Origin of the sequence: Hydrogenophaga pseudoflava NBRC 102511 (assembly GCF_001592285.1) — a bacterium.
GTDB classification, from domain to species: Bacteria; Pseudomonadota; Gammaproteobacteria; order Burkholderiales; family Burkholderiaceae_C; genus Hydrogenophaga; species Hydrogenophaga pseudoflava.
The window spans coordinates 78,428-90,733 of sequence record NZ_BCWQ01000007.1; the positions used below are offsets into that span (position 1 = coordinate 78,428).

Annotated in this window: 12 protein-coding genes; 8 read left to right on the forward strand and 4 right to left on the reverse strand. The window is 70.1% G+C overall.

Annotated elements, in window-relative coordinates:
- Positions 1–54: 54 nt before the first annotated feature.
- The gene (locus HPS01S_RS10280; RefSeq protein ID WP_066155008.1) at positions 55–1,077 is read left to right on the forward strand and encodes a LysR substrate-binding domain-containing protein; all 1,023 of its coding nucleotides are present in this window, start codon (positions 55–57) and stop codon (positions 1,075–1,077) included.
- Between the two features lie 63 nt (positions 1,078–1,140).
- On the forward strand, positions 1,141–2,058 hold the full coding sequence (locus tag HPS01S_RS10285) for a DMT family transporter (protein ID WP_066155406.1): 918 nt from the start codon (positions 1,141–1,143) through the stop codon (positions 2,056–2,058).
- Between the two features lie 22 nt (positions 2,059–2,080).
- Here the strand turns inward: HPS01S_RS10285 and HPS01S_RS10290 are convergent, their stop codons facing one another.
- Together HPS01S_RS10290 and HPS01S_RS10295 are read right to left on the reverse strand one after the other, a co-directional pair.
- Positions 2,081–3,265 carry an alpha/beta hydrolase gene (locus HPS01S_RS10290; RefSeq protein ID WP_218016594.1) on the reverse strand — a complete coding sequence of 395 codons (1,185 nt, stop codon included), beginning with the start codon at positions 3,263–3,265 and terminating at the stop codon, positions 2,081–2,083.
- The gene (locus HPS01S_RS10295) at positions 3,247–3,879 is read right to left on the reverse strand and encodes a 5-formyltetrahydrofolate cyclo-ligase (RefSeq protein ID WP_066155012.1); all 633 of its coding nucleotides are present in this window, start codon (positions 3,877–3,879) and stop codon (positions 3,247–3,249) included. Before HPS01S_RS10295 ends, HPS01S_RS10290 begins: the two co-directional genes overlap by 19 nt.
- Positions 3,880–3,888: 9 nt before the next feature.
- On the opposite strand from HPS01S_RS10295, the gene HPS01S_RS10300 reads away from it, so the two are divergent.
- Together HPS01S_RS10300 and HPS01S_RS10305 are read left to right on the forward strand one after the other, a co-directional pair.
- Complete coding sequence (locus HPS01S_RS10300; RefSeq protein ID WP_066155015.1) at positions 3,889–5,877, forward strand: lytic transglycosylase domain-containing protein; 1,989 nt, start codon at positions 3,889–3,891, stop codon at positions 5,875–5,877.
- The gene (locus HPS01S_RS10305; protein ID WP_066155018.1) at positions 5,874–6,821 is read left to right on the forward strand and encodes a complex I NDUFA9 subunit family protein; all 948 of its coding nucleotides are present in this window, start codon (positions 5,874–5,876) and stop codon (positions 6,819–6,821) included. The genes HPS01S_RS10300 and HPS01S_RS10305 overlap by 4 nt, the downstream gene beginning before the upstream one ends.
- 13 nt (positions 6,822–6,834) lie before the next feature.
- Here HPS01S_RS10305 and HPS01S_RS10310 read toward each other — a convergent pair whose 3' ends face one another.
- A complete protein-coding gene (locus HPS01S_RS10310) occupies positions 6,835–8,064 on the reverse strand; it encodes an OmpP1/FadL family transporter (RefSeq protein ID WP_218016595.1) in 1,230 nt (409 codons plus the stop codon).
- Positions 8,065–8,116: 52 nt separating this feature from the next.
- Positions 8,117–8,695: a DUF302 domain-containing protein gene (locus HPS01S_RS10315; protein ID WP_066155021.1), complete on the reverse strand. Its 579-nt coding sequence runs from the start codon at positions 8,693–8,695 to the stop codon at positions 8,117–8,119.
- Positions 8,696–8,926: 231 nt separating this feature from the next.
- Between HPS01S_RS10315 and HPS01S_RS10320 the strand changes: the two genes are divergently transcribed.
- The 4 genes from HPS01S_RS10320 (at position 8,927) to HPS01S_RS10335 (ending at position 12,302) form a co-directional block, all read left to right on the forward strand.
- On the forward strand, positions 8,927–9,250 hold the full coding sequence (locus tag HPS01S_RS10320) for a metal-sensitive transcriptional regulator (protein ID WP_066155024.1): 324 nt from the start codon (positions 8,927–8,929) through the stop codon (positions 9,248–9,250).
- Positions 9,251–9,348: 98 nt separating this feature from the next.
- The gene (locus tag HPS01S_RS10325) at positions 9,349–10,035 is read left to right on the forward strand and encodes a glutathione S-transferase family protein (protein ID WP_066155026.1); all 687 of its coding nucleotides are present in this window, start codon (positions 9,349–9,351) and stop codon (positions 10,033–10,035) included.
- Between the two features lie 31 nt (positions 10,036–10,066).
- Positions 10,067–10,945, forward strand: a complete 879-nt coding sequence (locus HPS01S_RS10330) for a PhzF family phenazine biosynthesis protein (RefSeq protein WP_066155031.1) — start codon at positions 10,067–10,069, stop codon at positions 10,943–10,945.
- A gap of 43 nt (positions 10,946–10,988) precedes the next feature.
- Positions 10,989–12,302, forward strand: a complete 1,314-nt coding sequence (locus tag HPS01S_RS10335; RefSeq protein WP_066155034.1) for a multifunctional CCA addition/repair protein — start codon at positions 10,989–10,991, stop codon at positions 12,300–12,302.
- Positions 12,303–12,306: the final 4 nt, after the last annotated feature.

Consider the following 12,306-nt stretch of genomic DNA (forward strand, 5'->3'; position numbering starts at 1 on the left):
GGGGCTAAGCTATTGATTCCCTCATCGCATCAATCCAGTCCACCCTGTCCGCCCATGTCTCAGGCCCTCACACCCAGCCATCCGCGCACCCGGCCGATCTCGGCCGGCCACCTGCGCGCCTTTGAGGCGGTGGCCCGCCACCTCAACTTCCGCGCCGCGGCCGAGGAGCTTTCCCTCACGCAGAGCGCGGTCAGCCGGCAGATCCAGTCGCTGGAGGACGAGGTCGGCTCGGCCCTGTTCCTGCGCCACACACGCTCGGTCGAACTCACCGGCGCCGGCACCATCCTGCTGCGCGCGGCGGGTTCGGCGCTGGAGCGGATTGATGCGGCGGTGAGGCAGATCCGGCAGAGCGCCGGGCGCCGCAGCGTGGCCATCACCACCTGGGCCTCGTTCGCCTCGATGTGGCTGATTCCGCGCCTGGAGGCCTTCCAGCGCGAGCACCCGGACATCGACATCCGCATCGACGCCACCGACGCCGCGGTCGACCTGGCCACCGCCGACGTCGACATGGCGCTGCGCTACGCCGTGCCCGAAACCATCCCTGCTGGCGCGATCCGGCTGTTCGGCGAACAGCTCACGCCCGTCGCCAGCCCCTGGCTGCTGCGCGAGCACCGCATCGCCACGCTGGACGACCTGGCCAAGGTCACGCTGATCGAGGCCGGCGACGCGCACCGCACGCGCCACCTCGAATACCTGACCTGGCAGCGCTGGCTGGACCACTACGCGCCGACGCCCACCGGCAACGCGCGGGCGCGCAGCAAGGCGCGCCTGAGCCCACAGCGCTGGCTGTACTTCAACTACGCCAGCCAGATCGTGCAGGCCGCCCTCACCGGCCAGGGCGTGGCCCTGGCGCGCATGCCCCTGGTGGCCGAGAGCCTGGCCAGCGGCGACCTGGTCGAGCCGCTGCCCAGCATGCGGCTGGACTCGCCCCTGGTGTATTGGCTGGTGCTGGCGCCGCGCAGCAAGACGCGCCCCGAGGTCAAGGCCTTCTGCGACTGGCTGCTGCGCGAGGCCGAGCGAACGCGCCAGGCGATTGGCGACCTGCCCGACCCCGACACGGTGGACCATATCGACTGACCCCCAGTGGCGCCCGCCGCAGCCCGCGGCTGGTGCACACTGCGCCGCTTTGCCTCTTCGCCCATGACCTCCGCCGCCCAGCACGCCCAAGGCAATCTCCGCAGCATCGTCAACATGATGCTGGCGGTGATGTTCTTCTCGCTCATGGACGCGGTGCTCAAGACCCTCTCGGCGCACTACCCGCCGCTGCAGATGGCCTGTCTGCGCGGGCTGACCGCGCTGCCGCTGGTGCTGGCATGGATCCAGTGGCGCCGCGGCTGGGGCCGGCTGCGCAAGCTGCGCTGGTCGCTGCACATCCTGCGCGGCTGCCTGGGCATCACCATGCTCGCGCTGTTCACGCGCGGCGTGAGCGAACTGCCGCTGTCGGCCACCTACACCATCTTCTTCATCGCGCCGCTGCTGATCACCGCGCTGTCGGTGCCGGTGCTCAAGGAGCGTGTGCCCAAAGCGCACTGGTGGGCCATCGGCGTCGGCTTCATCGGCGTGCTGCTGGCGATCCGGCCCAGCGGCGGCGACCTGCAGGCCGGCTTTGCCACGCCCGGCGGTCTGGCCGTGATGACGGCGGCCCTGTGCTACGCCGTGGCCGCTGTCGCGGGTCGTCTGCTCAGCCGCACCGACAGCACCGAGTCGCTGATCCTGACCATGATGATCTTCATGAGCGTCGGCGGCGGCCTGCTGGCCTGGTCCCAGTGGAAGCCGGTGCAGATGGACCACGCCGCGCTGCTGCTGGCGCTGGCGGTCACTGGCTTTCTGGGCCAGCTCACCATCAACGAGGCCTTCCGCAGCGGGCAGGCCAGCGCCGTGGCGCCGTTCGAATACACCGCCCTGGCCTGGGGCGTGGCGCTGGACTGGCTGATCTGGCAGACCCTGCCCGAGGCCCACACCTGGTTCGGCGCCGCCATCATCATCGGCAGCGGGCTCTACCTCGTGCGGCGCGAGAAGCGCATCAGCGAGGTGCACGCCAACGCAGAACACCCCTGAGCCGGGAGCCTGGCGCGGGGCCTCAGCCGAAACGTTCGCGGGTCCAGCCGCTGACCAGCGCCACGCCCTGCTGCAGCTGCTCCGGCTGGCCCTGGAAGTAGTGGTTGGCGCCTGCGATCACCCGCATCTGCTTGTCGGCGCTGCCGGCGGCCGCGAACATGATCCCGATGTCGGGCTGCGGCACGGCGTCGTCGGCGCCGTGTTCGATGGCCAGCAAGGGCACCGTGACCCGCCGCGCACAGGCCTCGCCATCGGCGCGCGAGTCGTCGATGGACCACTGCGACAGCCAGGCGCGCAGCGTCGAGAAACGCGCCATGCCCACCGGCCCGGTGTTCACCGTCTCGGGCACCCCGAGGTAACAACGCCCCACCGGGCGCCCGTTGGGGTCGATGGCCCCGTCAAGAAAGCGCGGATCGGCCAGCGTGCGGTGGGTGACGAAGCCACGCTCCAGTTCGGCGCCGCCGCGGCGCTTCAATTCCGCCAGCGTCTCTTTCACGCGCTGGGTGATGCGCCTCATGCGCGCCAGCTGCGCCGCGCGGTACGCCGCCAGCCAGTCGGCCGGGTACGGCGGCTTCACCGGCAGGTCGGGCGAATAGAGGTCCAGCGCCGGATCGCGCCGGTCCGGGTCGGCCTCATCCAACACGGACGGGTCGATCCAGTCGCGCAGGCACTGGGCGCGCGAGCGGTGAGCCGCCTCCAGCACCACCGCGTCGGCCGGGATCAGCCCGGCGCCCACCAGGTCGACCGGGTCGCCCGCGGGCGTGTGCGTGATCGTCGGCTGCTCGGCCTGCGACTGGTAGAACAGCGCCAGAGAGCCGCCGCCCGACCAGCCCATCAGCACCACGCGACGGAAGCCCAGCACCTCTTTCGCATGGCGCACGCAGGCGCCCATGTCCAGCAGCACCTTCTCCATGATCAGCGCGGTGTCGTTCTTCGCGTAGCGGCTGCCCATGCACAGCACCGGGTGGCCGGCCGCGGCCAGCGCGGGCGGCAGCGGCAGCAGCTGCAGCGTCGAGCTGGGGTGCATCATCAGGAACACCACCTCGCGCGAAGCGCCAGGCGCGCTGATCAGCAGCCCTTCAAGGTTGACCGCCCCCTGGCTGCCCGAAAAGCCGTAGGTTTCGGTGAAGGCGCTGGTTTCGCGGTAGGCGATGTGCACCCACTGGTGCTGCAGGCCGCTCACGGCCGTCAGCCCTTGAGCGGCCACATCACGCCAGTGTCCGCCAGGATCGCGTCCAGCGGCACGTCGTGGGTCTCGGGCTCCAGGTCCGGCAGGTAGGCGAAGTCGTAGCCCAGGCCGACGGTGAAGGGCTTGGGCCGCAGCGAGGCCAGGGTGCGGTCGTAGAAACCGCCGCCGTAGCCCAGCCGGTAGCCGCCCGGCCCGAACCCCACGCAGGGCACGAAAATCAGCGTCGGTTCGATGATCTCGGTGTCCTTGGGCTTGGGAATGCCGAAGGCGTCTTCCTCCATCGGGCAGCCGGGGTACCAGCTGTAGAAGGTGAGCGTCTTGTCGACCTTGTTGACCACCGGCAGTCCGATGCGGCGGTGCCGCGCCGCGCTCTGCGCGTCTTCCTCCAGGCCGGCCTCCTGCCAGCGGAACAGCGCCGGCAGCGGGTCGAACTCACCCTTGATCGGCCAGTAGGCGCCGATCACGGTGTCGGGGCGGTGGATCAGCCAGACCCGCATCACGCGCTGCAGCAGATCGTTGCGCCAGGCGCGATCCGCGAGATTCTGCCGCTTGTCGATCAGCTGCTTGCGCCAGGCGGTTTTGGGGCCTTGCGAGGCCGGGTCTTTCGCGGAGCTGGAGGGCTTGTTGTCCATAATCGACGCATGAGATTGATGCGCGTGAAACAGGGGCTGTTGCCCATTATGGCCGCGCTGCTGATGCAGGGACCGGTCCTGGCCCAGACCAGCGCGGACGCTGCCCTGCTGGAGATGCGCGACGCCTTCCGGCGCAATGCCACCCCCACCCTGACCGCCCTGCTGTGGCGGGTGCAAGGCCACGTGCTCGAACCGGTGGCGGTGTATTGGGAGGCCAGGGCCCGCCTGGAATCGGCACCGGCCGCGGAGATCCGCGCCGCCATGGACCGCATGGCCGGCAGCTACTGGGAAGACCGGCTGCGCAACGACTGGCTGCTGCAGCTGGGCAAGCAGCGCGACTGGGCCACCTTCGAGGCCGAGCTGCCGCGTTACCGCATGAACGACGACCGCCAGGTGCAGTGCTACGCGCTGATGCTGGACGCCGCGGCCCGCCGCAAGCCGTCGGAAGAGGCCGCGCAGGAGGTGGCCCGCCTCTGGCATGCGCAGCGCGAGGCCGACGACGCCTGCGCCACCGCGGCCAAGGCCTTCCTGGACAGCGGCCACCTGCGGCCCGAGGCCGCCTGGCAGCGGGCACGCCTGGCCATGGAAGCCGGCCGCACGGCGGCCGCGGTGCAGGCGGTGAACCTGCTCAACCCCGACTGGGTGCCGATGGTGCATGCCATCGCCAACGACCCCGCGCGTTACCTCGACGAAAAGTTCACCGCCATCCGGCCGCGCACCAAGGAACTGGTGACGCTGGCCCTCATCCGGCTGGCCAGCCAGGACGTGGCTGCCGCCGCGCGCGAGATGGACCTCACCCGCTGGAAGGCGCAGCTCACCACCGAGGAGCGCAGCTGGGTCTGGGGCGTGATCGGCAAGCGCATGGCCCAGTCGCTGCAGGGCGATGCGCTGGCGGCGTTTGCCAACGGGAACGACCGCCATATGGCGCCCGACCACCTGGCCTGGAAAGCCCGCGCCGGGCTGCGCGCGGGCACCTGGGGCCATGTGCGGGACGCCATCGCCGCCATGGACGAGGCGCAGCGCCAGGAGCCGGTCTGGGTCTACTGGCGCGCCCGCGCGATGCAGGCCCTGCGCGAGCCCGATGCGCTGACGGCCCAGATCGTCGCCAGCGGCCTCTACCGCTCGATCGCCTCGCACCAGGGCTTCTACGAGCTGCTCGCACTGGAAGAACTGGGCCTCAGCGTGACCACGCCGCCACCGCCTGCACCGCCCACCCCGCAGGAGATGGCGTCCATCCAGACCCACCCGGGGCTGCAGCGTGCGCTGGCCGCCATCCGGCTGGGCCTGCGCAGCGAAGGCGTGCGCGAGTGGAACTACACCACCAACCTGCACACGCGCGGCGGCATGGGCGACCGCGAGCTGCTGGCCGCCGCCGCACTGGCCTGCCAGCACGAGCTCTGGGACCGCTGCATCAACACCAGCGAGCGCACCCGCAGCCTGCAGGACCAGGCCCAGCGCTTCCCGATGCCGTTCCGCACGCAGGTGCTGCGGCGCACGGCCGAGATCGGGCTGGACCCGGCCTATGTCTACGGCCTGATCCGCCAGGAGAGCCGCTTCGTCACGGACGCACGCTCGGGCGTGGGCGCCTCGGGCCTGATGCAGGTGATGCCGGCCACGGCCCGCTGGACCGCCCGCAAGATCGGCCTGACCGACTTCCAGTCGCACCAGATCACCGACCGCGACACCAACATCCTGATCGGCACCGCCTACCTCAAGCTGGCGCTGGACGACCTGGACGGCTCGATGCCGCTGGCCGCAGCCGCCTACAACGCAGGGCCGGCCCGCGCCCGCGCCTGGCGCCAGGGTCCGGTGCTGGCCGGAGAGGTCTGGGCCGAGAACATCCCGTTTGAAGAAACCCGCGACTACGTGAAGAAGGTGCTGGCCAACACCACGCACTACGCGAGCCTGATCACCGGGCAGCCGCAGTCGCTGCGCGCCCGGCTCGGGGTCGTCGGCCCCCCCGCCCGCCCGGACGGCTACAACCGGGAGCTGCCATGAAGCGGGTGCTGGTTCTGGGCGGCACCGGGTTCGTCGGGCGCCACCTGTGCGAGAAGCTGCAGCGCGCGGGCTGGCAGACCACCGTGCCGACCCGCCGCGCGGCCAACGCATCGGCCGTGCAGCACCTGCCGCGGCTGACGGTGGTCGAGGCGTCGGTGCACGACGAGGCCACGCTGACCCGGCTGCTGGCGGGCCACGATGCGGTGGTCAACCTCGTGGCCATCCTGCACGGCAACGAGGCCGCCTTCGAGCGGGCACATGTGCAGCTGCCCGCCACCCTGGCCCGCGCCTGCGAGGCCAGCGGTGTGCGCCGGCTGGTGCATGTGAGCGCGCTGGGAGCCCAGCTGGACGGGCCCTCGATGTACCAGCGCAGCAAGGCCCGCGGCGAAGAGTTGCTGCGGTCCGCCGGACTGGCGCTGAGCATCCTGCGGCCCAGCGTGATCTTTGGTGATGGCGACCGTTTTCTGAACCTGTTCGCGCGGCTGCAGTCGGTGTTCCCGGTGATGCCGCTGGCCGGCGCCGGCACGCGCTTCCAGCCGGTCTGGGTGGAGGACGTGGCCGACGCGGTGCTCGCCTGCCTGCGCGACACCGGCCTGCCCCGCAGCAGCATAGGCCAGACCTTCGAATGCGCCGGACCCGAGGTGCTCACGCTCGGCGAACTGGTCCGGCTGGCGGGACGGCTGGGCAGCCGCGAGCGCCCGGTGCTGCCGCTGCCCACCGCCATCGGGCGCCTGCAGGCCCTGGCGATGGAGTGTCTGCCGGGCGAGCCGCTGATGAGCCGCGACAACCTTGATGCGATGGCGGTCGACAACGTCGCCACCAGCCAGTGGCCCGGCCTGTCCTCGCTGGGCATCGTGCCGCAGTCGGTGCACACGGTGGCGCCGCTGTACCTCGGCCCGCAGGCTGGTCGCGGCCACCTGACCAGCTACCGGAAGCCCCGGTAGCCGTCGCGGCGCCTCAGTACCGTCGGCTGTACTGCAGGCCGAAGCCGTTCTGGCTCATGCCGATGGAGGTCGGGGCCGGCGCTGAACCGCTCACGGTGTTCTTGCGGCCGTGCCAGGCGGCGAAGGTCAGCTCGTCCTTGTCCGACAGGCTGTAGGTCGCCCCCAGAGTGATGTGCGACTTGATGACGCCCGGCGCCAGCGTGTTGAGGAACACATCGGGCGAAGTCACGGGGTTGGTGCCCTGGTTGTAGCCGGCGCGCAGCGTCCACTGCGGGTTCAGCTGCCACTGCACACCCAGCTTCACCACCTCCACATCCCTCCAGCCGAAGCCCGGGCCATTGCTGGCGCCGAAGCCGTTGCCGAAGTTCGCCAGACTGGCGTTGCCGATGGCCTTCACGCCGCTGTAGTTGATGCGCGAGTAGTCCAGCGCCACCTGCACCGCGGGACTGACCTGGAACGCCACACCCAGCGCGTAGTTCTCGGGAATGTCGAAGTCGCCGCGCTCGGCGAACAGGCGCTCGTACTTCTTGAACCGGCCCATGGCGATCTTGGGTGAGTAGGACGCGCCGATGGTGACCGCGTCGCCGAGTTTGCCCATGTAGCCCAGGCGCAGGCCGACGCCGGTGCTGTCGTCGGTGCCGGGGTTGTTGATGCCGAAGGCCTGCAGGCCCTGGGCCTTGAAGCGCTGGTACACCAGCAGCGGCGACACACCCAGTGCGTGACCGGGGGCCACTTCGTACGACACCGTGGGCGCCACGATCAGCTGCATCAGGTCCACGCCCAGCTTGCCGGTGCCGCAGCTGGTCGGGCTGCTGCACATGAAGTTGCTGTTGCCCGGGAACACCGCCGGGTATTCGGTGTTCATGCCGCCGTTGCCATAGACCGTCAGACCCGCCGACAACTTGCCCGAGAGCCGGGTGGTGAACCCCAGTTCCGGGATCAGGAAGCTGTCCTTGCCACTCTTGACCTCCATCGCCCCCATCGGGGTGCTCACGGTGGCGCTGCGCCTGGGCATGAACACCTCGGCCCCGAGGTCCCAGCGGTTGCCCGCATAGGACACCGAGGCCGGGTTGTTCACGCCGCCGAAGGCGTCGTGCGACTGGGCCACGGCGGTGCCGCCCATGCCCTTGGCCTTGAGGCCGAAACCATGGGGGAAGTAGCCGTTGGTGGCCTGGGCGGGTGGCAGGGCGGTGCCCAGCGCGAGCAGGGTGGCGCCTCGCAAGACGTGCATGCGAACGTTCATGGGTTGTCTCCGTTGTGGTCGTGGGGGGATGGGAACGCGGCGGGGCAGGCGCTCAGAACTCGCCCTTGGAGGCGCGTTCCATCATCTGCCAGATGGTCTCGCGCACCGCCCAGGCTTCTTCCTTGAGCGGCGAGGGCAGCTTGCGGCCCATCTTGACCATCATGTCCATGTTGAGCGTGTACAGCCACAGGCTGCCGTCGTCGTGCTCCACCACGCTGATGCGGCAGGGCAGGTAGGCCGCCATGTGCGGGCTGAAGTCCACCATCTTGCGGGCGGTGGCCGGGCTGCAGTAGGAGTACACGGTCAGCAGCTTCTCTTTCTTGCCCGAGCGGGCTTCGAGTTCCTTGGACAGCGGCAGCACGCCGACGTCGCGCATGTTGCGCTCCACCGCCACCAGCTTGAGGATTTCTTCGACGTCCTTGGCCGTCACCCCCGGTTTGACCTTGCGCTCCCAGGTGGTGGCGACGGCGATGTCCCCGTTGCCCTCGACCCAGCGGTCCCACATGCGGGAGGCCTCGCCACCGGCGCCGTCCTCGAGCTTGCCGATGGTCGAGACCGTGCCGCAGCCGGTGGTCAGAAGCGCGGTGGCCAGCAAGGCCGATGCAACAGAGATTCGTGTCCAGATGCGCATGGAAATGTCCTCGAAGGGCGAATGGATGAGAGGTGTGGACGGGGCGCCGACCTGACATTTGTCAAAGCCACCGACGAACCACACCGTATCCGTGCATTCGAATATCGCCATCGGCGATTACCCTAGGGGGTAGGGTAATCATGACGCCCTCCTCATGGCATCGCGCCGGTCAGCACCCGTGCCCGGGGTTTTTTGGCACACTCCCCCGGTCCCATCCAACAGAGACACACCATGGCCAGCACCCCCGTCAAAACCAAGCCGATGCCTTCCACCGACGCCGCAGCCGCCGCCTTCCGTTCGGAACACCAGCGCGACGTGGTCAACCGTCTCAAGCGCATTGAAGGCCAGGTGCGCGGGCTGATCGACATGGTCGAAAGCGGCCGCTCCTGCGAAGACGTGGCCCAGCAGATGTCGGCCGCACGCAAGGCCATGGACAAGGCCTTCTACCGCATGATGGCCTGCTCGGTGATGGAGGCCGTCGCGGTGTCGGACTCGGAAGAGCAGACGATCCGCGAGGTCGAGCGCTCAACCCGCATCCTCGAAAAATACGCCTGAACCGCACACCGGCAGGCGGCGAATCAATCGGCCGCCTCTTTGTCATCAATGGCCCGCGGCCAGAGCCCTACCATGCGGGCTCTCAACCGGAGGAACCCATGGCATTGCAGCTCTACATCGGCAACAAGAACTACTCGTCCTGGTCCATGCGCCCCTGGGTGCTGCTGACCGGAGCCGGCATTCCCTTTGAGGAAAAGATGGTGCGCTTCGACTCGTTCGATGCGCAATCGGCGTTCAAGTCGGTGGTCGCGGCCATCAACCCGGTGGGCAAGGTGCCGGTGCTGGTGGACGATGGCTTCGCGGTCTGGGACACGCTGGCCATCGCCGAGTACCTGGCCGAGCGTTTCCCCGACAAGCAGCTCTGGCCAGCCGACGCCAGGGCGCGCGCCCGGGCCCGCAGCGTCTGCGCCGAGATGCACAGCGGCTTCACCGCCCTGCGCAGCCACTGCTCGATGAACATCGAGGCCTCGCTGCCCGAGGTGGGGCGCATCCTCTGGCGCGACCAGGCCGGCGTGCGCGCCGACATGGCGCGGCTCGAAGCCATGTGGACCGGCCTGCTGGCCGAACACGGCGGGCCCATGCTGTTCGGCGACTTCGGCATCGCCGACGCCTACTTCGCCCCGGTGTGCTCGCGCATTCGCACCTACGCCCTGCCCGTCAGCCCGACGGTGGCGGCGTATGTGGACCGCGTGCACCAGCTGTCGGCGGTGCAGGCCTGGGTCCAGCAGGCCCTGGCCGAACACGACTTCATCGACTTCGACGAGCCCTACCGCAGCCGGCCCTGATGCCGGCCGCCGCGACCACAGGACGGACCCCATGCAGGTCGCCGTTCACATCGTCAACGCCTTCCCCGACGCCCCCGGCGGCGGCAACCCCGCCGGCGTGGTGCTGGATGCCGACGCGCTGACCCCGGCCCAGAAGCTGTCGATTGCCCGGCAGGTGGGCCTGTCCGAGACCGCGTTCGTCTCGGCGTCGCAGAAGGCCACCCTCCGGCTGGAGTTCTTCACGCCGGCGCGCCAGATCGCCCACTGCGGGCACGCGACCATCGCCACCTTCTCCCTCCTGAGGCAACAGGGTGTGCTCGGGAACGGCCGCTTCTCGAAGGAGACGGTGGACGGCCCCCGCGACATCCTGCTGGACGGCGACATGGCCTTCATGGAGCAGACCGCACCAGCCTACAGACGCATCGACCCCGCGTCGGACCTGGGCGCCCGGATTGCGTCGTCCATTGGCCTTCCGCCAGGACGTCTGGCAGCCGAGGTGGACCCGCATGTGGTCAGCACAGGCAACGCCTTTCTGCTGATCGCCCTGCCGGACGCGCAGGCCCTGGCCGAGCTCCGCCCCCGACAGGACCTGGTGCACGCGATCAGCGAGGAGCTGGACGTGATCGGGGTCTACGCGTTCACCACGAAGACGCAGCGCCCCGGCCGCCATGCCGGCGCCCGCATGTTTGCGCCCCGGTTCGGCATTCCCGAGGAGTCGGGCACGGGCATGGCGGCGGGTCCGCTGGCCTGCCTGCTGCACGACGTGCTGGGCGTGCAGGACCGGGAGCTGCTCATTGAGCAGGGCTGGCTGATGCAGGCCCCGTCGCCAAGCCTGATCCGGGTGGTCCTGGAACTGGAAGACGGGCGCATCACCCGCCTGATGGCCGGTGGCACCGGCCACATCAGCCGGTCGATGGTGCTGGAGGCCTGACCGCACACGTGGCAGGGTGCAGGCCCCGGCCTACACTCGCCGGATGGACATCTACCTGGTGGGCGGCGCGGTGCGCGACGCCCTGCTCGCCCGTGACACCACCGCCGCCGCCCACGTGGACCGCGACTGGGTGGTCGTCGGGGCCACACCCGAGGCCATGGCCGACAGCGGCTTCCTGCCGGTGGGCAAGGACTTCCCGGTCTTCCTGCACCCGCAGACGCGCGAGGAGTACGCGCTGGCCCGCACCGAGCGCAAGACTGCGCCGGGCTACCACGGCTTCGCCTTCCACACCGACCCCGGCGTGACGCTGGAAGAGGACCTGGCGCGGCGCGACCTGACGATCAACGCCATGGCGGTGGCCCAGGCCGAGGCCGACGACCCGGCCCGCGCCGCGCTGATCGACCCCTACGGCGGCCGGAGCGACCTGGAGAACCGGGTGCTGAGGCATGTCACCGGCGCCTTCGCCGAAGACCCGGTGCGCATCCTGCGGCTGGCGCGTTTCGCCGCCCGCTTCCCCGACTTCACTGTCGCGCCCGACACCCAGGCGCTGATGGCGCACATGGTCGGGCACGGCGAGGTCGACCACCTGGTGCCCGAGCGCGTCTGGCAGGAGCTCTCGCGCGGCCTGATGGAGCAGCGGCCCAGCCGCATGTTCGAGGTGCTGCGCAGCTGCGGTGCGCTGGCCCGGCTGCTGCCCGAGGTGGACCGGCTCTGGGGCGTGCCGCAGCGCGCGGAATACCACCCCGAGGTGGACACGGGTGTGCACCTGATGATGGTGCTGGACATGAGCGCGCGCCTGGGCGCCAGCCTGCCGGTGCGCTTCGCCTGCCTGTGCCACGACCTGGGCAAGGGCACCACGCCGGCCGATGTGCTGCCGCGGCACATCGGCCATGAAGAGCGCAGCGCACGCCTGCTCAAGGGGGTGTGCGAGCGCTGGCGCGTACCGCGCGAATGCCGCGAGCTGGCCGACGTGGTGGCCCGGGAGCACGGCAACATCCACCGCAGCGAGGGCCTGGGCGCGGCGGCGCTGCTGCGGCTGCTGGAGCGCTGCGACGCGATCCGCCGCCCGGAGCGCTTCGACGAGGTGCTGCTGGCCTGCGAGTGCGACGCCCGGGGGCGCCTGGGCTTCGGGGAACAGGCCTATCCCCAGCGCGAACGGCTGCTCGGCGCGCTGCGCGCGGCGCAGACAGTCGACAGCGGGGTCATTGCGCGCCAGGTGATGCAGCAGCTCGGGCGATCGCGCGAGAATGCCTCCGAACCGCCCGCGGCCGATGCCGGCCCGCGCATCGCCCAGGCCCTGCATGCCGCCCGCGCGGCCGCCGTGGCCCTGACGCTGAAAGCGGAGAGCCCGACCTAGGAGA